The sequence below is a fragment of the Roseateles depolymerans genome (assembly GCF_003387155.1).
Lineage (GTDB): Bacteria > Pseudomonadota > Gammaproteobacteria > Burkholderiales > Burkholderiaceae_C > Roseateles > Roseateles depolymerans.
In genome coordinates, this window is the sequence record NZ_QUMT01000003.1 from 189,806 (window position 1) to 209,652 (window position 19,847).

Genomic DNA, 19,847 nt, shown 5'->3' on the forward strand with positions numbered 1-19,847 from the left:
GCCCCCGCCATGAACGTGGTCATCGTGACCATGGACAGCCACCTGGCCAGCGCCGCGGAGCGGGCGCATGCGGTGCTCTCCCGCAGCCTGCCCGGCCTGCGCCTGACGGTGCACGCCGCCGCCGAATGGGGCGACCAGCCCGAGGCACTGGCGCGCTGCAAGGCGGACATCGCCTCGGCCCATATCGTGATCGCCTCGATGCTGTTCCTGGAAGATCACTTCATGCCGGTGCTGGCTGACCTGCAGGCGCGGCGCGACCACTGCGATGCGATGGTCTGCGCCATGTCCGCGGCGGAAGTGACGCGGCTGACCCGCATGGGCGGCTTCGACATGAGCGCGCCGGCCACCGGTGCCCTGGCATTTCTCAAGCGGCTGCGCGGCAAGCCGCCCGGCCCGGGTGCCCACGGCGCCGGCAGAAGCGGCGGCAGCGCCGGTGCGCAGCAGATGAAGACGCTGCGCATGCTGCCCAAGATCCTGCGCTTCATCCCCGGCACGGCGCAGGATGTGCGGGCGTATTTCCTGACGCTGCAATACTGGCTCGCCGGCTCCCAGGACAACATTGCCAACATGGTGCGGCTGCTGGTGGAGCGGTATGCCGACGGACCGCGTCGCCTACTGCGCGACAGCGCCCGGCCGGAGCAGCCGATCAGCTATCCGGAAGTCGGGCTCTACCACCCGCAGATGCGCCCGGGCAGCGCGACCGGCCTGCTGGCCACCCGGCTGGACGCCCTGCCGCTGACGGCCACGACCGGCACGCGTGGCACGGTCGGCCTGCTGCTGATGCGCTCGTACCTGCTGGCCGGCAATGCCGACCACTACAACGGCGTCATCACGGCCCTGGAGGCCCGCGGCCTGCGTGTGATTCCCGCCTTTGCCACCGGCCTGGACCAGCGCCCTGCCATTGCCAGCTACTTCCAGGATGCCGAGGGCCATTCCCGCATCGACGCCCTGGTGTCGCTGACCGGTTTCTCGCTGGTCGGTGGCCCGGCCTACAACGATGCCAAGGCTGCCGAAGACGTGCTGGCCGCGCTCGACGTGCCCTACCTGGCGGTGCATCCGGTCGAGTTCCAGACTCTGGACCAGTGGGGCGGCTCGCCGCGCGGCCTGCTGCCGGTGGAGTCAACCATCATGGTGGCGATTCCCGAGCTGGACGGTGCCACCGGCGCGATGGTGTTCGGCGGCAGGGCCAACGGCACCCGCATCGCCTGCACCGGATGCAGCCATGCCTGCCGTTTCGACAATGTGGTGGACGCGCACGACATGCACAGCTGCATCGACCGCGCCGATGCCCTGGCCTCGCGCGTGGGCAAGCTGGTGGACCTGCGCCGCAGCGAGCGGTCCAGCCGCCGGGTGGCCGCCGTCATCTTCAACTTCCCGCCCAATGCGGGCGCCACCGGCACGGCCGCGTTCCTGTCGGTGTTTGAATCGCTCTACAACACGCTGGTGCGGCTGCAGCGCGAAGGCTATACGGTGGCGCTGCCCGACAGCGTCGATGACCTGCGCGAGCGGCTGATCCACGGCAATGCCGAGCGTTTCGGGGCACTGGCCAATGTGCATCACCGGATCCCGGCCAACGAGCATCTGCGGCGCGAGAAGCATCTCAAGGAGATCGAAGCCCAGTGGGGACCGTCGCCCGGCAAGCAGCAGACGGATGGCAGCCACCTGCACATCCTGGGCGAGCGTTTTGGCAATGTGTTCGTGGGCATCCAGCCGGCCTTCGGTTATGAGGGCGATCCGATGCGGCTGCTGTTCGAGCACGGCTTCGCCCCCACCCATGCCTTCTCCGCGTTCTACCGCTGGCTTCGCGAGGACTTCGCCGCCCATGCGGTGCTGCATTTCGGCACCCATGGCGCGCTCGAGTTCATGCCGGGCAAGCAGGCCGGCCTGTCGGCGCGCTGCTGGCCAGACCGGCTGATCGGTGACCTGCCCAACTTCTATCTGTATGCGGCCAACAATCCGTCCGAAGGCAGCATTGCCAAGCGACGGGCGGCGGCCACCCTGATCAGCTACATGACCCCGCCCGTCACCGAGGCGGGCCTGTACAAGGGTCTGGTCGAGCTCAAGGAGATGCTGGAGCGGCATCGCGGGCTGGAGCCGGAAGCCACCGAGGAACGGGGCGAACTGGCCGTCATGCTGCAGGCCCAGGCCGCGCTGCTGGACCTCGCCCCCGCGGAACCTGCCTGGAGCGAGAGCGCCGGGGGTGCCGAGGCGTCCATTGCACGTCTGGGCGATGCGGTGCTGGAGCTGGAATACACCTTGATCCCGCATGGGCTGCATGTGGTGGGCCGTGTGCCCAGCATGGCCGAGCGGGTGGACCTGCTGATGTCCTTTGCGGACGCGTCGGAAGGCCGCCGCCTGGACCGTGCGGTGATCGAGTCGCTGGTGCTGCACGGGCTGCCGGTCGGCGAGATCCCGGACCGCGCGCTGCTGGAGCGTCTGGCCGACATGGACCGCCTGATGGCCCAGGACCACGAACTCGACGGCATCGTCCAGGCCCTGGACGGCCGCTTCCTGCGTCCCGCGCCGGGCGGCGACCTGCTGCGCACGCCGGCCATCCTGCCCACCGGTCGCAATCTGCATGGCTTCGACCCCTTCCGCCTGCCCAGCGCCTATGCGGTCAAGGACGGGGCCCGTCAGGCGCAGCGCCTGCTGGAGCGGCACCAGGCCGGTGGCTTCCCGCTGCCGGAATCGATCGCGATGGTGCTGTGGGGCACCGACAACCTCAAGAGCGAAGGCGGCCCCATTGCCCAGGCCCTGGCGCTGATGGGGGCCCGGCCCCGGCAGGACAGCTACGGGCGCCTGGCCGGTGCGGAGCTGATCCCGCTGACGGAGCTGGGTCGCCCCCGCATCGATGTGGTGATCACGCTGTCGGGCATCTTCCGCGACCTGCTGCCGCTGCAGATCCGGCTGCTGGCCGAGGCCGCCTTCCTGGCCGCGAGCGCGGACGAACCGGAAGACCAGAACTACCTGCGCAAGCATGCGCTGGCCTACCAGGCCGCCCATGGCGGGGACCTGGAGACAGCCTCGCTGCGGGTCTTCGGCAATGCCGAAGGGGCCTATGGCGCCAACATCAACAGCCTGATCGACAACAGCCGCTGGCAGGACGGCGACGAACTGGCCGAGACCTACAGCCGCCGCAAGGGCTTTGCCTACGGCCGCGCCGGGCGACCGCTGCAACAGGCGGCGCTGCTGCAGAGCGTGCTGGCGGATGTGCAGCTGGCCTACCAGAACCTGGATTCGGTCGAGCTGGGCGTCACCACGGTGGACACCTATTTCGACACCCTGGGCGGCGTGAGCCGGGCGATTCGCCGGGCCAAGGTGACCCGCGATGGCGACCAGGCGGCCCAGACCCCGGTCTACATCGGCGACCAGACCCGCGACGGCCTGGGCGGCGGCACGGTGCGCACCCTCAGCGAGCAGGTCGCCCTGGAAACCCGCACCCGCATGCTCAACCCCAAGTGGTTCGAGGCCATGCTGGAGCACGGGTATGAAGGCGTGCGGCAGATCGAGGTGCATGTGACCAACACCCTGGGCTGGTCCGCCACCACCGGCCAGGTCGCGCCCTGGGTGTATGAGCAGCTCAGCGCCACCTTCATCCTGGATCCGGCCATGCGGGAACGCCTGGCCCAGCTCAATCCGACGGCCTCCACGCGCGTCGCCCATCGCCTGCTGGAAGCCGTGGATCGCGACTACTGGCAACCCGACGCCGCCACGCTGCAGGCCTTGCGCCAGGCGGGCGACGAATTGGAAGACCGCCTCGAAGGCGTCATCGAAAAGGCCGCTGCATGAGCACCATCTCCGTTCCCTTGAGCACCATCGGCCAGCGACGGCCCGATGGCGCCGGCAGCGTCCAGGTCCAGATGGACCCCGACCTGCAGATCGGCACCGCCAAGTGCTTCGCCATCTACGGCAAGGGCGGCATCGGCAAAAGCACGACGTCGAGCAATTTGTCGGCTGCCTTCTCCAAGCTGGGCAAGCGGGTGCTGCAGATCGGCTGCGACCCCAAGCACGACTCCACCTTCACCCTGACCAAGCGCATGCTGCCCACCGTCATCGACGTGCTGGAGACGGTCAACTTCCATGCCGAGGAATTGCGGGTGGAAGACTTCGTCTACGAGGGCTACAACGGCGTGATGTGCGTGGAGGCGGGCGGACCGCCGGCGGGCACCGGCTGCGGCGGTTATGTCGTGGGCCAGACGGTGAAGCTGCTCAAGGAGCACCACCTGCTGGAAGACACCGACGTGGTGATCTTCGACGTGCTGGGCGATGTGGTGTGCGGCGGCTTTGCCGCGCCGCTGCAGCACGCCGACCGGGCCATGATCGTCACCGCCAACGACTTCGATTCCATCTTCGCGATGAACCGGATCGTGCAGGCCATCGGCGCCAAGGCCAAGAACTACAAGGTGCGGCTGGGCGGCGTGATCGCCAACCGCAGCGCCGCCACCGACCAGATCGACCGCTACACCGAACGCACCGGGCTGAAGCTCTCGGCGCGGTTCCCGGACCTGGACGTCATTCGCCGCAGCCGCCTGAAGAAGTCGACCCTGTTCGAGATGGAGGCTTCGCCTGAGCTGGAGCAGGTGCAGCAGGAATACCTGCGGCTGGCGGCGTCGATGTGGACCGGCGGCACGCCGTATGAAGCGGTTCCCATGAAGGACCGCGACCTCTTCGACCTGCTGGGATTCGACTGATGCGCGACGCCAACTACCTCGAACGCCGCGGCCAGATCGAAGCGTATTTCGACCGCACCGCCGCCGATGCCTGGGCGCGATTGACCTCGGACGCGCCGGTGGGCCGCGTGCGGGCGAGCGTGCGGGCCGGACGCGACCGCATGCGCAGCACGCTGCTGTCCTGGCTGCCGGCCGACCTGCGCGGACGCCGGCTGCTGGATGCCGGCTGCGGCACCGGAGCCCTGGCGGTGGAAGCCGCACGCCGCGGTGCCGAGGTGCTGGCCATCGACCTGTCGCCCACCCTGGTGGACCTGGCCCGCGAGCGGCAACCCCGCTTCGACAGCGGCGGCCGCATCGACTTCCGCGCCGGCGACATGCTGGACCCGGCCCTGGGCCACTTCGATCATGTGATCGGCATGGACTCGCTGATCCACTACGAGCCCGCTGATGCAGTGGCGGTGCTGGCCGACCTGGCGGAGCGCACCCGGTATTCGGTGCTGTTCACCTTCGCGCCCAGCAACCCGGCCCTGCAGATGATGAAGGCGGTCGGCAAGCTGTTCCCGCAAGGCAACCGTTCGCCGTCCATCGTGCCGGTGGCGGAGCAGCGGCTGCATCGGCTGATCGGCAGCCATCCGCGCCTGCTGGCCTGGGACCTGCAACGCACCGAGCGCGTCTACAGCGGTTTCTACACCTCCCAGGCGCTGGAACTGGTGCGGCCATGAACCTGCTGCGCGCCACCATCTTCCACCAGCGCCTGGCGCTGAAGTGGTCCCGGCTCAGCCTGAAATTCCTGCCCTTTGCCGACGTCGCCACCACTGAATTGCCGCTGTCGCGACTGATGCGGCTGGCGCTGTTCCAGGTGTCGGTGGGCATGGCCTATGCGCTGCTGGTGGGCACGCTGAACCGGGTGATGATCGTGGAGCTGGGGGTCGCGACCTGGGCCGTGTCGCTGATGGTGGCGCTGCCGCTGCTGGTGGCGCCGCTGCGGGCGCTGGTGGGCCATCGGTCGGACACGCATCTGTCCGCCCTGGGATGGCGGCGCGTGCCTTACCTGTGGTTTGGCACGTTGCTGCAGTTTGGCGGCCTGTCCATCATGCCTTTTGCCCTGATCCTGCTGCAGCCCGGCGCAGAAGCCAGTGCGCAGCCCGGCGGCGTGATCGCGGGCCGTCTGGCGGCGGCGCTGGCCTTCGTGCTGGTGGGCGCCGGCATGCAGACCACGCAGACCGCCGGCCTGGCGCTGGCCACCGACCAGGCCCGCCCGGACACCCGGCCCCGTGTCGTGGCCATGATGTATGTGATGCTGCTGCTGGGCATGGTCGCAGCCAGCAGCTGTTTCAGCCTGCTGCTGGAGACCTTCTCGCCGACCCGGCTGGTGGCCGTGGTTCAGGGGGCGGCGCTCGCCACGGTCGTTCTCAACACCATCGCCTTGTGGAAGCAGGAGGCGCGCGGATCGATTCGCCGTCCGGAGGCTGAGCGCGAGGAATCCGCCCCCGCCTTCCGCGAGGTCTGGCGCCGCTTTGCCGCACAGCCGAACACCCGCCGCTTCCTCGTGGCCGTGGCCCTGGGCACCGCCGCCTTCAACATGCAGGACATCGTGCTGGAGCCCTACGGCGGCGCCATCCTCAAGCTGCCGGTGGCGGCCACCAGCCTGCTGACCGCCGGCATGGCGCTGGGCTCGGTGATCGCCTTTGGCCTGGCCGCCCGCTGGCTGGCCCGCGGCGTGGATGCCTACCGGCTGGCGGCCTTGGGGCTGCTGGTCGGCATCGTGGCCTTCTCGGCGGTGATCTTTGCGGCGCCGCTGGAATCGGGCTGGCTGTTCCGGCTGGGCAACCTGCTCATCGGCCTGGGCGGCGGACTGTTTGCCGTCAGCACCCTGGTCATCGCGATGGGCCTGGAAAGCAGCAGCGGCGCCGGCCTGGCCCTGGGCGCCTGGGGCGCCATGCAGGCCACCGCCGGCGGCTTGGCCGTGGCGCTGGGCGGCACCCTGCGCGACGCCTTCGAGGCGCTCGCCGCCCACGGCTGGTTCGGCACGGCGATGTCCGAGCCGCAGGTCGCCTACAGCGTTGTTTATCACCTGGAGATCGCGCTGCTGTTTGGCACGCTGATCGCCATCGGTCCCCTGGTGCGCCGCACGGGCGCATCCCCACCGTCCCGCCAGCGCATTGGGCTGGCCGAGTTTCCAGGCTAGGAGGCCTCCATGCAAACCGGTGCCATCACGGGCTACATCGACGTGGCCCAGCTCGTGCTCTACGCGTTCTGGATCTTCTTTGCCGGGCTCATCTACTACCTGCATCGCGAGAACAAACGCGAGGGCTATCCGCTGGAATCCGACCGCTCGCACGCCATCACCGTGCAGGGCTGGCCGTCAGTGCCCAAGCCCAAGACCTTCCGCCTGGCCAACGGGCAGACGGTCCAGGCCCCCAATGCGCGGCGGGACAACCAGCCGCCGCTGCATGAAGGCGCCTACCGCGGCGCACCGTTGCAGCCGGTGGGCGATCCGCTGCGCGCCGGCGTCGGCCCGGGCGCCTGGGCCGACCGGGCGGACGTGGCGGACGTGACCTATGAAGGCGTGATCAAGATCGTGCCGCTGCGGGTGGCCGCCGGCTTCGGCGTCGCGCCGCAGGACGTCGATCCGCGCGGCCTGCCGGTGCTCGGCGTGGATGGCGTGGAAGGCGCGCGGGTGGTGGACCTGTGGGTGGACCGCTCGGAAATGCTGTTCCGCTATCTGGAGCTGGCGCTGCCCGGCCAGGGCCGTGTGCTGCTGCCGATGAACTTCGCCAAGGTGCATGACCATCACATCCGCGTGCGGTCGCTCCTGGGCCATCAGATCGCCGGCGTGCCGCCCACCCGCCATGCCGAGCAGGTCACCCTGCTGGAGGAGGAGAAGATCATGGCCTATTACGGGGCCGGCACGCTCTATGCGACGCCGCAGCGCCAGGAGCCGCTGCTGTGAGAGCCGTGCCCAACCTTGTGAATGTGCTGGCCCCGGCGCACGAGCACGAGTTCGAAGCCACGCCGGGGCTGCCCGAAGCCCTGCCGGACGGCGAGCGGATGTTGTGGCAAGGGGCGCCCGATGCCCGGCTGCTGTTGCGGCAAGCCCTGCATCTGGACCTGGTGGCGGTGTATTTCGGCCTGCTGCTGCTGTGGCGGGCCGGCACGGCCTGGGCGGATGGCCTGAGCCTGGGCCAGACGCTTGGCGCGCTGGCCGGCATGCTGCCGCTGATGCTGCTGGCCGGCGCCCTGCTGACCGGCATGTCCTGGCTGATCGCCCGCACCACCGTCTACACCATCACCAATCGACGGGTGGTGATGCGGGTGGGCATCGTGCTGAGCATCACCTTCAACCTGCCGTTCGCGCAGCTGGCCGCGGCCAGTTGGCGGCCACGCGGCCGGGGTGGTGACATCGTGCTGAGCCTGGGGGGCGCGGACCGTATCGCCTATCTGCATCTGTGGCCGCATGCCCGGCCCTGGCATCTGAAGCGCACCCAGCCGATGCTGCGGGCCCTGGCCGACGCGCCTGCCGTCGCCGCCTTGCTGGCACAGGCCCTGAAGGACGCCGAAGCGGCGCGGCAGGCCCTGCCCGAGAAGGCCGTGGTGGTGGACCCCACCCGTCCGCTGGCCGAGCCGTCCCACGGCCCGGTGCCTCAACTGGCCTGAGCCATGAACACCGCCGACCCCCACACCCGGCTGCCCCAGCTATCCAAGCTGCCCACCCTGCCCCTGGCCGCCCTGGCGGCGCTGGTGCTCACCAGCGTGCTGGGCGTGGCCGTGGTCCGGCTGGCCGGGGTCAGTCCCCAGCAATTGCCGGATGCCCCCACCCGGCAGGTGCGCCTGCTGCATTTCGAGGATGGGGCCGACGGCAGCATCGCCATCCGGGATGCCCGAAGCGGCGACCTGCTGGACACGGTGGCCCCCGGCACCAACGGGTTCCTGCGCAGCGCCGTGCGCGGCCTGGCGCGGGAACGCAAGCGCCAGGGCCTGGGTCCGGAACTGCCGTTCGAGCTGCTCGGCCGGGCCGACGGCCGGCTCACCCTGGTGGACCCGGGCACCCACCGACGCATCGATCTTGAATCCTTCGGGGCCACCAATGCGGCCGTGTTCGTCCGCCTGCTGCCCCCCACCTCACCAGGAGCTGACCATGTCGCCCAGCGCTGAACTGCAGACCCCGGAAGATGCCGCCCGTCTGGCCAAGGCCGAGACGATGCTCACCCCGCGTTTCTACAAGACCGACTACGCGGCCATGGACCGGCTGGACATGAGCCCCATCCGCGCCGAGTGGGACGCGATGCTCGCCGAGTACGAAGGCGACAACAACCACGACCACTTCCTGCGCACGCCCGAGTTCGCGGCGGAGGTGGCGGCGCTGTCGGCCAGCTGGACGCCGCAGTTGCGACGGGACTTCCAGGACTTCCTGGTCAGCTCACTGACCAGCGAATACTCCGGCTGCGTGCTCTACAACGAGATTGCCAAGAATGTCAGCAACCCCGACATCCGGCAGCTGATGCGCTACCTCACCCGGGACGAATCCCGCCATGCCAACTTCATCAACCAGTCGCTGAAGGACTTCGGCCTGCAGGTAGACCTGGTCGGGCTCAAGAAGACCAAGGCCTACACCTACTTCAAGCCCAAGTACATCTTCTACGCCACCTACCTGTCGGAGAAGATCGGTTATGCCCGCTACATCAGCATCTACCGCCAGCTGGAGCGGCATCCGGACAAGCGCTTCCATCCGATCTTTCGCTGGTTCGAGCGCTGGTGCAACGACGAGTTCCGCCACGGTGAATCCTTCGCACTGATGATGCGGGCCCAGCCGCATCTGCTGCGCGGCGGCAACAAGCTGTGGATTCGCTTCTTCCTGCTGGCGGTCTACGCCACGATGTATGTGCGGGACCATACCCGGCCCTGGCTGAGCGAGGCCCTGGGCATGGACCCGACCGAGTACGACTACCAGGTGTTCGACATCACCACGGAGATCTCCCGGCAGGTCTTCCCGCTGAGTTTGGACACCGACCATCCAGCTTTCCGCGCCGGCATGACCCGGCTGTGCCGGATCGCCGAGGCCAATGACCGGGCCAAGAAGCGCGGCGGCGTGCTGGGGCGGCTGCAGCAGGGCTGGTGTGCGGTGCAGGCGACGGCGTGTTTTGCGCGGCTGTACCTGCTGCCGGTGAAGACCCATGAGCTGCCGCGCGAGATGCGTGTGGCGCCGAGCTGGTAGCCCCTCATGCAACACGGCTGGCCCGCCCTCTACACGCTGCTGCTGTGGTGGTTCAGCACCGGGGTGATCCTCTACCTGAACGGACTGCCGCGCGCGACCCATCCCTGGACCATGGCCGCGGCCACGGTGCTGCTGGGCATTGCACTGATGGGCGTGGGCGTGACGGCCGCGGATACCCGCGTCACCGGCGCCTATCTCGCCTTCACCGCCGCCCTGATGGTGTGGGGCTGGCAGGAGATCGGCTTCCTGCTGGGCTATGTGACCGGACCGCGCCGGGCCGCCTGCCCGCCCGGTGCCCGGGGCTGGCGACGGGCAGGCCATGCGGTGATGGCCATCCTCTATCACGAGCTGGCGCTGATCGTGCTGGGCATGGCGGTGCTGGCGCTGACCTGGGGGCGGCCGAACCAGGTGGCCACCTGGACCTTCGGCGTGCTGTGGCTGATGCGGCTGTCGGCCAAGCTCAATGTGTTCCTTGGGGTGCGCAATCTCAATGAGCAGTTCCTGCCGGAGCATCTGCGGTACCTGCACAGCTACTTTCGGCAGCGGCCGGGCAATCGCTGGTTCCCGGTCAGCGTGATCGGCGTGACGGGCCTGTCGGTGGCGGCCTGGCACGGCGCGGTGGCCTTGAGCGTCGAGGCCTTCGAGGTGACCGCCTGCAGCTTCGTGGCCATGCTGCTGAGCCTGGCGCTGCTGGAGCACTGGTTCATGGTGCTGCCGCTGCCCAGCGAGCGACTGTGGGACTGGGGACTGCGGTCCCGGACGGGGCGCGCCTCGCCGGAGTAGTCTCGCCTAATAGGCCCGAGCGGCTAGGATGGGGAATGACCGCACTCCAGGATCTCCTGCAAGCCGCCTTGTCCGAGATGGGGCACCAGCGATATGCCGAGGCCGCCGCCCTGCTGGCCCCCCACGCGCAGACGCCCTCCAACGAGCTGCAACGCTACTACGGCGAAGCCCTGCGCCGCAGTGGCCGTCCGCAGGAGGCGGTCGGTCCGCTGATGCAGGCCCTGGCGCTGAAGATGGACGATGTGGACGCGTATCTGCAGTTGGCCTTTGCCCTGCAGACGCTACAGATGAAGGCCGAGGCCGCCGAGTGCTTCCGCACGGTGGCCACGCTGCAGCCGGACAGTGTGATGGCCCAGGCCTACCTGGCCCATGGCGACCAGCAATGCGCCCGCTGGATTGACTTCGAGGCCAACCTGGCCGCGCTGCAAGGCGCCATTCGGGCCAAGCCGGAGGACGCGGACGATGAATTTGGCGTGCCCTTCACCTTGGTCGGTTTGCCGCATGCACCGGCCGATCTGCTGAAGGTGGCGCGGATGAGCACCCGCTTCCTGAGCCGCGGCCTGAAGCCCCTGCCGCCGGTGCGCGCCCTGCGCAAGGCACCGGGCGAGCGGCTGCGCGTTGCCTATCTTTCCTCCGATTTCCACACCCATGCGACCGCGGCCCTGCTGGTGGAAACGCTGGAGCAGCATGATGCCGAGCGCTTCGAGGTGTTGCTGGTCTCTCATGGCGGGCCCGACGACAGCCCGCTGGGACAGCGCATTCGCCGTGCGGGCTCCCGCTTCATCGATGTCTCCGCGCTGTCGACCAGCGGCATCGCGGCCAAGTTGAGAGAGGAAGGCGTGGACATCGCCGTCGACCTCAAGGGACACACCGCCGGCAGCCGCTTCACCGCCCTGGCCTGCCGCCCGGCGCCGGTGCAGGTCAGCTGGCTGGGATTTCCCGGCACCAGCGGCGCCGACTTCATCGACTACATCATCGGCGACCCCGTCGTAACACCGCACAGCCAGGCGGCCGACTACAGCGAAGCAATCGCCCAGTTGCCACGTTGTTATCAGCCGGGCGACGCCAGCCGGCACATCACGCCGCTGCCCCGTGACACCTGGGGGCTGCCGCCACACGCTCTGGTGCTGGCCGGTGCGAATCCGGTCTACAAGATCACGCCGGCCGTGTGGGACACCTGGATGGACATCCTGCATCGGCTGCCGCAGGCCCTGCTGTGGCAGCTCAGCGGCGGCGATCAGGCCGATGCGCAGTTGCGGGCCGAGGCGGCGCAGCGCGGCATTGGTGCTGATCGCCTTCAGTTCATGCCACCGGTGGACATGGCCACCCACTGGCAGCGACTGGCCAGCGCCGACATTGCGCTGGATACCTGGCCCTGCAACGGACACACCACCACCAGCGATGCGCTGGCAGCCGGTGTGCCGGTGGTCACGCTCAAGAGCGAGGGATTCGCCGGGCGGGTGGCGGCCAGTCTGCTGACGGCGGCCGGCTTGGAGGACCTGATCTGCGAGACGCCAGCCGCGTATCTGGAGCGGGTGTGCGAGCTGGCGCAGGAAGTGGAGCGTGGGGGCGCCCGAAGGGTGGTACGGGTCCGCCCGATCCGCCCCTGGATCGATTCACGTCAGATGGCCCGCGACTTGGAGTCGCTGTATGAGCGCATGTGGGAGCGGGCGGTGATGGGATTGTCGCCGGGGCCGCTCTGAGGTCGTGCCTTCATCGAAGCCATCAGCCGCTTAATCAGCAAAGCCATCAACCGCTTAATCAGCCGCGCAATTAGCCGGGCATTAGCCGGGCATTAGCCGGGCATTAGCCGGGCATTAGCCGCGTAACGCGGCCACGAATTCCTCGGTATCGAAACCCTCGCGCATCAGGTGCTGTTTCTTCCCGCGGTTGATCACGAGGAAGGGCGTTCCGTCCGCATGGTAGGACTGGAATTCGCTCTGGCAGCGCGCATCCACGCTCATGTTGCATTCGGTGAAGGCAAAGCCATTGCTGCTGAGCCAGTTCTTGGCCTGATGGCAGTAACCGCACTCGGTGGTGGTGTACATGACCACCTCCTCCGGACGGACACTGGCGGCCAGCGTGCGCATCTCGCTGCGGCTGACGCCAGCCGGCGGCGCATGGCGCTCCCATTGCTTCCAGGCCACCGAGGCCAGCACCAAGGCGATCACGACCGCCACCAGATTTCTCATGTTCGTCCTTCCCCGTTGTGATGTCGTTGTCAGCGACGTTGGGCGGACCGGCCCTGGATCGCTGCAGCTTGTGTGGGCAAAGTATGGCCCAAGTCCTTCCTGGCGGTGAAGCACGCCAGCGCCGCATGGCAGTCACGCGGGTCGTCCACTCGGTAGAAACCCGAAGGACTCCCGCAGCGGCGCCACGCGCTTCAGCGGGGGCTGCACGGACGTCGCCAAGCGCGGCGAGGCAGCGATGCGGGCAAGCCACGGTCCTCACAGATCGTTACCTTGACCCTGCAGCCCACAAGGAGGTAATTGTTCACTGAACGTGGGGGGCCGGACAGCCCGATTGCAACTGGAAAGGACCAATTTGCACGAAGCTCCCTACTTCCGTGAAACACCCTGTGCTCGGGCCGGTCACGCCAGGGTACAAGACGGTAAAGTGAGAGGCGATGGACACCACTCTGGCCGACCCCCCTCAGTCCGCCCTGTCGGGCGTGGCGCGCGTGCTTGTGCACGCCGGAAAACTTCAGCCGAAAGCCGCTGAGGACCTCGTTCGCCTGGCGCGGGAGAAAAAGACCAGCTTCGTCAACGCCGTCATGGCGTCCGGCACGGTCACCTCCGCCGACCTGGCGCACACGCTGGCCCATGCTCTGGCGATGCCACTGATGGACCTCAATGCGGTCGATTCGCACAAGCTCCCGCAGAACATCATCGATGCCAAGCTGGCGGCGCAGCATCAGGTGGTGGTCCTGGCGCGCCGCGGCAACCGGCTGTTCATCGGCGGCGCCGATCCGACCGACCAGGAAGTGGTGGAGCGGATCAAGTTCGCCACCCAGCTCACGCCCGAATGGATCATCGTCGAGCATGACAAGCTGGTGAAACTGCTGGGGGCGTCGGCGTCCGGCAGCACCGCCGAGCAGCTCGAAGCCATCGCCGGCGACGACTTCGAATTCGACATCTCCGAGGAAGAAACCGCTCCCCAGGAAGAAGCCCAGGAGATGGGCGACGTCGAAGACGCCCCGGTGGTGCGCTTCCTGCAGAAGATGCTGGTGGACGCCATCAACATGCGGGCGTCCGACCTGCACTTCGAACCCTACGAATATCACTACCGCGTCCGCTTCCGGGTGGACGGCGAATTGCGGGAAATCACCCAGCCGCCGATCGCCATCAAGGAAAAGCTCGCCTCCCGCATCAAGGTCATCTCGCGCATGGACATTGCCGAGCGCCGGGTGCCGCAGGACGGGCGGATGAAGCTCAAGTTCGGCTCCAAGGCGATCGACTTCCGGGTCTCGACCCTGCCCACCCTGTTCGGCGAGAAGATCGTGATCCGTATTCTGGATCCGTCCTCGGCCAAGCTCGGCATCGAGGCCCTGGGCTACGAGAAGATCGAGAAGGAGCGCTTGCTCCTGGCCATCCATCGCCCCTACGGCATGATCCTGGTCACCGGCCCGACCGGCTCCGGCAAGACGGTGTCGCTCTACACCTGCCTGAACATCCTGAACCAGCCCGGCACCAACATCTCCACCGTGGAAGACCCGGCGGAAATCAACTTGCCGGGCATCAACCAGGTCAATGTGAACGACAAGGCGGGCCTGACCTTCGCAGCCGCGCTGAAGTCCTTCCTGCGTCAGGATCCCGACATCATCATGGTCGGCGAAATCCGGGACCTGGAAACGGCGGACATCGCCATCAAGGCCGCCCAGACCGGCCACATGGTGATGTCCACGCTGCACACCAACGACGCGCCCACCACCCTGACCCGTCTGCTGAACATGGGCGTGGCCCCGTTCAACATCGCGTCCAGCGTGCTGTTGATCACCGCCCAGCGTCTGACGCGGCGGCTGTGCGAGAACTGCAAGGCCCCGGCCGAATACCCGCGCGACGCCCTGCTGCGCGCCGGTTTCGCGGAAAACGACCTGGACGGTTCGTGGAAACCCTACCGGGCCGTGGGCTGCTCGAGTTGCAACAATGGTTATCGGGGCCGGGTCGGCCTTTACCAAGTGATGCCCATTAGTGAAGCAATTCAGCGGATCATCCTGACCCAGGGCACTGCCATGGACATTGCAGAGCAGGCCCAGAAGGACGGCGTGCGAGACCTGCGGCAGTCCGGGCTGATCAAGGTCAAGTCGGGGGTGACCACACTGGAAGAGGTGTTGGCGGCCACCAATGAATGATTGAGGGCCACCCGGTTTCGTGCTCACGCACGAACCGCTGAGGGAATTAAACAACTGATTGGGAGCGCCGTTCGCTTGGCGCAACGGCTGGAGGTGATATGGCGACGACCACTGCGGGTTCCCGCGCAAAGCAGGGCATCAAGGAATACATCTTTGAGTGGGAAGGCAAGGACCGCAACGGCAAGCTGGTGCGCGGTGAAATGCGCGCCGGTGGTGAAGCCGTGGTCAGCGCCTCGCTGCGCCGCCAGGGCATCCTGGTCAGCAAGGTCAAGAAGCGTCGCTCCGGTGGCGGCCGCTCGATCAAGCAGAAGGACATCTCCATCTTCACCCGCCAGCTGGCGACCATGATGCGCGCGGGTGTGCCGCTGCTGCAGGCCTTCGACATCGTGGCCCGCGGCAGCACCAACCCCCGCCTGACCAAACTGCTCAACGAGATCCGCCAGGACGTGGAGACCGGCACCAGCCTGTCGGTGGCCTTCCGCAAGCACCCGCTCTACTTCGACGCGCTGTATTGCAACCTGGTGGAAGCCGGTGAGTCCGGCGGTATCCTGGAAGCGCTGCTGGACCGTCTGGCCATCTACCAGGAAAAGACGGTGGCCCTGAAGCAGAAGATCAAGTCGGCACTCACCTACCCGATCGCCGTGCTGGTGGCCGCGTTCGTGGTGACGGCCATCATCATGATCTTCGTGGTGCCGACCTTCCGCGACGTGTTCAAGAGCTTCGGTGCGGACCTGCCGGCCCCGACCCTGTTCGTGATCTGGCTGTCCGACATCTTCGTCAACTACTGGTGGCTGATCTTCGCCGCGGTCGGCGGCGGTCTCTACTTCTTCTTCCAGAGCTGGAAGCGCTCGGTCCGCATGCAGAAGGTCATGGACCGCCTGCTGCTGAAGGTGCCCATCTTTGGCGACCTGATCTACAAGTCGGTCATCGCTCGCTGGACCCGCACCCTGGCCACCATGTTCGCCGCAGGCGTGCCGCTGGTCGAAGCGTTGGACTCGGTGGGCGGTGCCTCCGGCAATGCGGTCTTCGTCGAAGGCACGGAGCGCATCCAGCGCGATGTGTCCACCGGCGCATCGCTGACCAATTCGATGCAGACCACCGGCCTGTTCCCGGTCATGGTGCTGCAGATGTCGTCCATCGGCGAAGAGTCCGGCTCGCTGGACCACATGCTGGGCAAGGCGGCTGACTTCTACGAAGAAGAAGTGGACGATGCGGTGAAGTCGCTGTCCAGCCTGATGGAGCCGATCATCATCGTCTTCCTGGGTACGCTGATTGGCGGCATCGTGGTGGCCATGTACCTGCCCATCTTCAAGCTCGGCGCGGTGGTCTGATTGCTGGAACGGGAAACGCTCGACCTGCTGCTCTCTCCCTGGTATCTCGGGCTGCTGGGACTGTGTGTCGGCAGCTTCCTGAACGTGGTCATCTACCGGCTGCCGGTGATGATGCGCCGGGGGTGGTTGGATGACTGCCAGCAGCAACTGGCCGCCAGCGAAGAGCTGCAGGAGGTGCTGAAATTCTCGCCGGCACAGGCACAGGCGGTGGCCGACGGCGTGCAGCCGGTCCGGCAGGCGCTGGACGCATTGCCGCCGCTCGGCCTGGTGACGCCTCGCTCCCGCTGCCCGCACTGCGGCCATCAGCTGCGCTGGCATGAGAACCTGCCGGTGATCGGCTGGCTTCGGCTCGGCGGCAAATGTGCGTCGTGCAAGGCGCCGATTTCCTTCCGATATCCCTTCATCGAACTGCTGACCGGGCTGCTCTTCGTGGGCATCGGCTGGCAGGTCGGCCCCCAGTTCGCTGCACTGCTCTATTGCGGGTTTGCTGCCGCCCTGGTGGCGCTGGCGGGCATCGACTGGGACACCACCTATCTGCCGGACAGCATCACGCAGCCCCTGTTGTGGGTGGGCCTGGTGGCGGCGGGTGCGGGCATGCTTCCCGTGACGCTGCCGTCTGCGCTGATCGGCGCCGTGGTGGGCTACCTGTCCCTGTGGTCGATCTACTGGGTGTTCAAGCTGCTGACCGGCAAGGAAGGCATGGGCTATGGCGACTTCAAGCTGCTGGCGGGCCTCGGCGCCTGGCTGGGCTGGCAGATGATCGTGCCGATCGCCCTGCTGGCGTCGGTGATTGGTGCCCTCGTCGGGCTGTCTCTCAAGATGTCCGGCGGGCTGCGGGAAGGTCGTTACGTGCCCTTCGGCCCCTTCCTGGCCGGCGGCGGTCTGACGGTGCTGCTGATTGGCCCCCGCACCGTGATGGCGTGGCTGGGTTTGCCAGGCTGACGGCCGCTGCCCCATCATGCGCATCGGTCTGACCGGCGGCATTGGCAGCGGCAAGAGCACCGTGGCCCAGGCCCTGGTGAGCCTGGGGGGCTGCCGGCTGGTGGACACCGACGCGATTTCCCGCGCCCTCACCCAACCCGGTGGCGCTGCCATGCCCATCATTGCCCAGCGCTTCGGCGCCGGGTTCGTGACTGCAGACGGCGCCCTGGACCGACCGGCCATGCGCGCCCTCGCCTTCCAGGACCCCTCCGCGCGGCAGGCGCTGGAAGCCATCTTGCATCCTCTCATCGGTGAAGAAACCGAACGACAGGCGCTGCTGGCCGATCCGGGCCAGCGGGTGGTGTTCGACGTCCCACTGCTGGTGGAGTCAGGCCGCTGGCGCCAGAAGCTGCACCGGGTGCTGGTGGTGGATTGTGAGGAGTCCACCCAGGTGCAGCGGGTAATGCAGCGCTCCGGTCTCGACGCGGCTCAGGTGCGCGCCATCATGGCCCAGCAGGCCTCCCGCGCGCAGCGACGCTCGGCCGCGGACGCCGTCGTCTACAACGACGGTCTGAGTCTGGATCAATTGCATCAGGAAGTTGCGGCGCTGTTGACAAGCCCCCTGTTCTGACCACACGAACCCCAGCGCGGGTGGGTGACGGCTGGCGTGTGGAACAATGGCCCCTTGCCGTAACAGGATGGGCCGACTTGATCCTCTACGAATACCCCTTCAACGAGAGCATCCGCACGATGCTCAGGCTGGAGCATCTGTTCGATCGATTGGGCCAGCTCGTGGCGCGCGACACGCCGCTGGACCACCACTATGCGCTCGCCACCATCTTCGAAGTGATGGACGTGGCTTCGCGCGCCGACCTGAAAGCCGACCTGCTCAAGGAGCTGGAGCGCCATCGCACCCAGCTCAATGGCTACCGGGGCAATCCGGCCATTGCCGAGTCGGTTCTGGACGAGGTGGTGGGTCGCATCGACCACGCCTTCGACAAGCTGAACCAGCTGCCGGGCAAGGCCGGTCAGGCCCTGACCACGAATGAATGGCTGATGAGCATCCGCAGCCGCATCTCGATTCCCGGGGGCACCTGCGAATTCGACCTGCCCGGCTACTACACCTGGCAGCAGTATCTGCCGGCCAGGCGCCGCAATGACCTGATGCAATGGGCCCAGACCCTGATGCCGCTGGCAGAGGCGCTGAATGTGCTGCTGGGGCTGTTGCGTGACAGTGGGTCACCGCACAAAGTGGCGGCGCATGCCGGGCAATATCAGCAGAGCCTGCCGCAGGGCCGCAGCTTCCAACTGCTTCGCATGCGCATCGACCCCAGCCTGGGGCTGGTGCCAGAGATCAGCGGCCACCGGCTGATGGTCTCCATCCGGCTGATGCGCCAGGATGAAGAGGGCCGCTTGAAACCTGCGCCGGTCGACGCCACCTTTGAATTGACGCTGTGCGCTTGAGGCGCGCAGCCACCCGCCGATTCATGCAGTTCCCGTCATGACTTCCAAGCCGTCTTCCAGCATTTCCACGTCACCCGTCGCTCCTGGCTCGACCTCGTCGCCGACGGCAACAGGCGTGTCAGGGGCGTCCTCAGCCCCCGCGTCCAGCGCACCCAGCGCCAGTCCTCGCATCGTGCCCTGCCCGACCTGTGGCGGTGACAGCATCTTTGCCCCCAGCAATCCCTGGCGGCCGTTCTGCGGGGAGCGCTGCCGCCAGATCGACCTCGGCCACTGGGCCGATGAATCGTTCCGCGTGCCGGCGCCGCCGACCACCGAAGACGAGAACGACGCCGAGCATTGACAACGCTTGCTGCGGATGCCGCAGCAAGCGTCGGAAGCAGGGCAACGCCGCTGTGGCACACGCCAGCGATGGCAGGGCGAGGCCTGCCGCCGCTGAAGGCGACGTTGAAGGCGCCGTTGAAGGCGCCGCTTGAGCCGCCGATTAAGCCGCCGCCAGCAGTCCCCGCGCCTGCAGCGCCTCCCGCGCCGCCTCCGGCGTGGTGAACAGCACCGCCTGCCAGCCCAGCGCCGTGGCCGCCTCGATGTTGGCCGGGTGATCGTCCAGGAAGACCAGCTCCTGCGGCTTCGCACCGAACTGCTGCGCCGCCAGCTCGAAGATCGGCGTATGCGGCTTGGACTGCTTCACGTGCCCTGAGAAGATGCCGGACTCAAACCATTCGCCCAGCGGATGGTGCGTTTCCAGATGGTCTGCATAGGGCTCCGGCATGTTGGACAGGAAGTGCAGGGTATGGCCCTGCGCCTTCAGGTCCTGGATCAAGGCAGCGGTTCCCTCGATGAGCTGGAGTTCCTGCGGGACTGCGTCCATCACCGTCACGATCTCAGCCCGCGGCCATCCGGTGCGGGCGGTGATGCGGTCGGCCGTGGTGGCCGCGTCCGCCAGGCCCTGGTCGAACGCGCCCCAGTCCCCGGTGTAGCTCTGGAAAAAGGTCTGGGCCACCTCGGCACCGACCGTCTCATCCGGCACGCGATGCGGCCAGACACGGGCCAGGAAACTGGGCGGATGCCAGCGAAACAGGACGCCGCCGAAGTCGAACACGATCTTCATGCCGCGG

The 19,847-nt window shown here is 67.5% G+C and carries 18 protein-coding genes; 16 read left to right on the plus strand and 2 right to left on the minus strand.

What is annotated here, in order from left to right:
- The first annotated feature begins 9 nt into the window (after nucleotides 1-9).
- From DES44_RS14670 to DES44_RS14715, 10 genes are read left to right on the plus strand one after another with little or no spacing between them, the layout of a single operon-like run.
- Complete coding sequence (locus DES44_RS14670) at nucleotides 10-3,789, plus strand: magnesium chelatase subunit H (RefSeq protein WP_232309932.1); 3,780 nt, start codon at nucleotides 10-12, stop codon at nucleotides 3,787-3,789.
- Nucleotides 3,786-4,691 (plus strand): ferredoxin:protochlorophyllide reductase (ATP-dependent) iron-sulfur ATP-binding protein, encoded by a 906-nt coding sequence (gene bchL / locus DES44_RS14675; protein WP_058933965.1) that lies wholly within the window; start codon nucleotides 3,786-3,788, stop codon nucleotides 4,689-4,691. The genes DES44_RS14670 and bchL overlap by 4 nt, the downstream gene beginning before the upstream one ends.
- The gene (gene bchM, locus DES44_RS14680) at nucleotides 4,691-5,392 is read left to right on the plus strand and encodes a magnesium protoporphyrin IX methyltransferase (RefSeq protein WP_058933964.1); all 702 of its coding nucleotides are present in this window, start codon (nucleotides 4,691-4,693) and stop codon (nucleotides 5,390-5,392) included. The genes bchL and bchM overlap by 1 nt, the downstream gene beginning before the upstream one ends.
- A complete protein-coding gene (locus DES44_RS14685) occupies nucleotides 5,389-6,858 on the plus strand; it encodes a BCD family MFS transporter (protein WP_058933963.1) in 1,470 nt (489 codons plus the stop codon). Before bchM ends, DES44_RS14685 begins: the two co-directional genes overlap by 4 nt.
- Before the next feature lie 9 nt (nucleotides 6,859-6,867).
- The gene (gene puhA / locus DES44_RS14690) at nucleotides 6,868-7,623 is read left to right on the plus strand and encodes a photosynthetic reaction center subunit H (RefSeq protein ID WP_058933962.1); all 756 of its coding nucleotides are present in this window, start codon (nucleotides 6,868-6,870) and stop codon (nucleotides 7,621-7,623) included.
- On the plus strand, nucleotides 7,620-8,327 hold the full coding sequence (gene puhB / locus DES44_RS14695) for a photosynthetic complex putative assembly protein PuhB (protein WP_232309931.1): 708 nt from the start codon (nucleotides 7,620-7,622) through the stop codon (nucleotides 8,325-8,327). The genes puhA and puhB overlap by 4 nt, the downstream gene beginning before the upstream one ends.
- Nucleotides 8,328-8,330: 3 nt before the next feature.
- Complete coding sequence (gene puhC, locus DES44_RS14700; RefSeq protein ID WP_058933960.1) at nucleotides 8,331-8,825, plus strand: photosynthetic complex assembly protein PuhC; 495 nt, start codon at nucleotides 8,331-8,333, stop codon at nucleotides 8,823-8,825.
- Nucleotides 8,809-9,885, plus strand: coding sequence for a magnesium-protoporphyrin IX monomethyl ester (oxidative) cyclase (gene acsF / locus DES44_RS14705; RefSeq protein ID WP_058933959.1), 1,077 nt, complete (start codon nucleotides 8,809-8,811; stop codon nucleotides 9,883-9,885). The genes puhC and acsF overlap by 17 nt, the downstream gene beginning before the upstream one ends.
- A 6-nt stretch (nucleotides 9,886-9,891) precedes the next feature.
- Nucleotides 9,892-10,668 carry a putative photosynthetic complex assembly protein PuhE gene (puhE, locus tag DES44_RS14710; RefSeq protein WP_058933958.1) on the plus strand — a complete coding sequence of 259 codons (777 nt, stop codon included), beginning with the start codon at nucleotides 9,892-9,894 and terminating at the stop codon, nucleotides 10,666-10,668.
- Nucleotides 10,669-10,703: 35 nt separating this feature from the next.
- On the plus strand, nucleotides 10,704-12,371 hold the full coding sequence (locus DES44_RS14715; RefSeq protein WP_058933957.1) for an O-linked N-acetylglucosamine transferase, SPINDLY family protein: 1,668 nt from the start codon (nucleotides 10,704-10,706) through the stop codon (nucleotides 12,369-12,371).
- A 114-nt stretch (nucleotides 12,372-12,485) separates the two neighbouring features.
- Here the strand turns inward: DES44_RS14715 and DES44_RS14720 are convergent, their stop codons facing one another.
- The gene (locus tag DES44_RS14720; protein WP_083525346.1) at nucleotides 12,486-12,860 is read right to left on the minus strand and encodes a glutaredoxin family protein; all 375 of its coding nucleotides are present in this window, start codon (nucleotides 12,858-12,860) and stop codon (nucleotides 12,486-12,488) included.
- 434 nt (nucleotides 12,861-13,294) lie between these two features.
- On the opposite strand from DES44_RS14720, the gene pilB reads away from it, so the two are divergent.
- From pilB to DES44_RS14750, 6 genes are all read left to right on the plus strand, one after another.
- Nucleotides 13,295-15,019, plus strand: a complete 1,725-nt coding sequence (gene pilB, locus DES44_RS14725; protein ID WP_058933955.1) for a type IV-A pilus assembly ATPase PilB — start codon at nucleotides 13,295-13,297, stop codon at nucleotides 15,017-15,019.
- Nucleotides 15,020-15,117: 98 nt separating this feature from the next.
- Nucleotides 15,118-16,350 carry a type II secretion system F family protein gene (locus DES44_RS14730; RefSeq protein WP_058933954.1) on the plus strand — a complete coding sequence of 411 codons (1,233 nt, stop codon included), beginning with the start codon at nucleotides 15,118-15,120 and terminating at the stop codon, nucleotides 16,348-16,350.
- Between the two features lie 3 nt (nucleotides 16,351-16,353).
- A complete protein-coding gene (locus DES44_RS14735) occupies nucleotides 16,354-17,292 on the plus strand; it encodes a prepilin peptidase (RefSeq protein WP_058937209.1) in 939 nt (312 codons plus the stop codon).
- Nucleotides 17,293-17,308: 16 nt separating this feature from the next.
- Nucleotides 17,309-17,902: a dephospho-CoA kinase gene (gene coaE, locus DES44_RS14740; RefSeq protein WP_198164897.1), complete on the plus strand. Its 594-nt coding sequence runs from the start codon at nucleotides 17,309-17,311 to the stop codon at nucleotides 17,900-17,902.
- 77 nt (nucleotides 17,903-17,979) lie between these two features.
- A complete protein-coding gene (zapD, locus tag DES44_RS14745) occupies nucleotides 17,980-18,735 on the plus strand; it encodes a cell division protein ZapD (protein WP_058933952.1) in 756 nt (251 codons plus the stop codon).
- Between the two features lie 115 nt (nucleotides 18,736-18,850).
- Nucleotides 18,851-19,075: a DNA gyrase inhibitor YacG gene (locus tag DES44_RS14750; RefSeq protein WP_058933951.1), complete on the plus strand. Its 225-nt coding sequence runs from the start codon at nucleotides 18,851-18,853 to the stop codon at nucleotides 19,073-19,075.
- Nucleotides 19,076-19,216: 141 nt separating this feature from the next.
- Here the strand turns inward: DES44_RS14750 and DES44_RS14755 are convergent, their stop codons facing one another.
- A complete protein-coding gene (locus DES44_RS14755; protein ID WP_058933950.1) occupies nucleotides 19,217-19,840 on the minus strand; it encodes an HAD family hydrolase in 624 nt (207 codons plus the stop codon).
- Between the last annotated feature and the right edge of the window lie 7 nt (nucleotides 19,841-19,847).

What these genes read in the sequence shown, in the direction of transcription:
- DES44_RS14670 (WP_232309932.1), top strand. Translation starts at nt 10, where the DNA reads ATGAACGTGGTCATCGTGACCATGGACAGCCACCTGGCCAGCGCCGCG.
- bchL (WP_058933965.1), top strand. Translation starts at nt 3,786, where the DNA reads ATGAGCACCATCTCCGTTCCCTTGAGCACCATCGGCCAGCGACGGCCC.
- bchM (WP_058933964.1), top strand. Translation starts at nt 4,691, where the DNA reads ATGCGCGACGCCAACTACCTCGAACGCCGCGGCCAGATCGAAGCGTAT.
- DES44_RS14685 (WP_058933963.1), top strand. Translation starts at nt 5,389, where the DNA reads ATGAACCTGCTGCGCGCCACCATCTTCCACCAGCGCCTGGCGCTGAAG.
- puhA (WP_058933962.1), top strand. Translation starts at nt 6,868, where the DNA reads ATGCAAACCGGTGCCATCACGGGCTACATCGACGTGGCCCAGCTCGTG.
- puhC (WP_058933960.1), top strand. Translation starts at nt 8,331, where the DNA reads ATGAACACCGCCGACCCCCACACCCGGCTGCCCCAGCTATCCAAGCTG.
- acsF (WP_058933959.1), top strand. Translation starts at nt 8,809, where the DNA reads ATGTCGCCCAGCGCTGAACTGCAGACCCCGGAAGATGCCGCCCGTCTG.
- puhE (WP_058933958.1), top strand. Translation starts at nt 9,892, where the DNA reads ATGCAACACGGCTGGCCCGCCCTCTACACGCTGCTGCTGTGGTGGTTC.
- DES44_RS14715 (WP_058933957.1), top strand. Translation starts at nt 10,704, where the DNA reads ATGACCGCACTCCAGGATCTCCTGCAAGCCGCCTTGTCCGAGATGGGG.
- DES44_RS14720 (WP_083525346.1), bottom strand. Translation starts at nt 12,860, where the DNA reads ATGAGAAATCTGGTGGCGGTCGTGATCGCCTTGGTGCTGGCCTCGGTG.
- pilB (WP_058933955.1), top strand. Translation starts at nt 13,295, where the DNA reads ATGGACACCACTCTGGCCGACCCCCCTCAGTCCGCCCTGTCGGGCGTG.
- DES44_RS14730 (WP_058933954.1), top strand. Translation starts at nt 15,118, where the DNA reads ATGGCGACGACCACTGCGGGTTCCCGCGCAAAGCAGGGCATCAAGGAA.
- coaE (WP_198164897.1), top strand. Translation starts at nt 17,309, where the DNA reads ATGCGCATCGGTCTGACCGGCGGCATTGGCAGCGGCAAGAGCACCGTG.
- DES44_RS14755 (WP_058933950.1), bottom strand. Translation starts at nt 19,840, where the DNA reads ATGAAGATCGTGTTCGACTTCGGCGGCGTCCTGTTTCGCTGGCATCCG.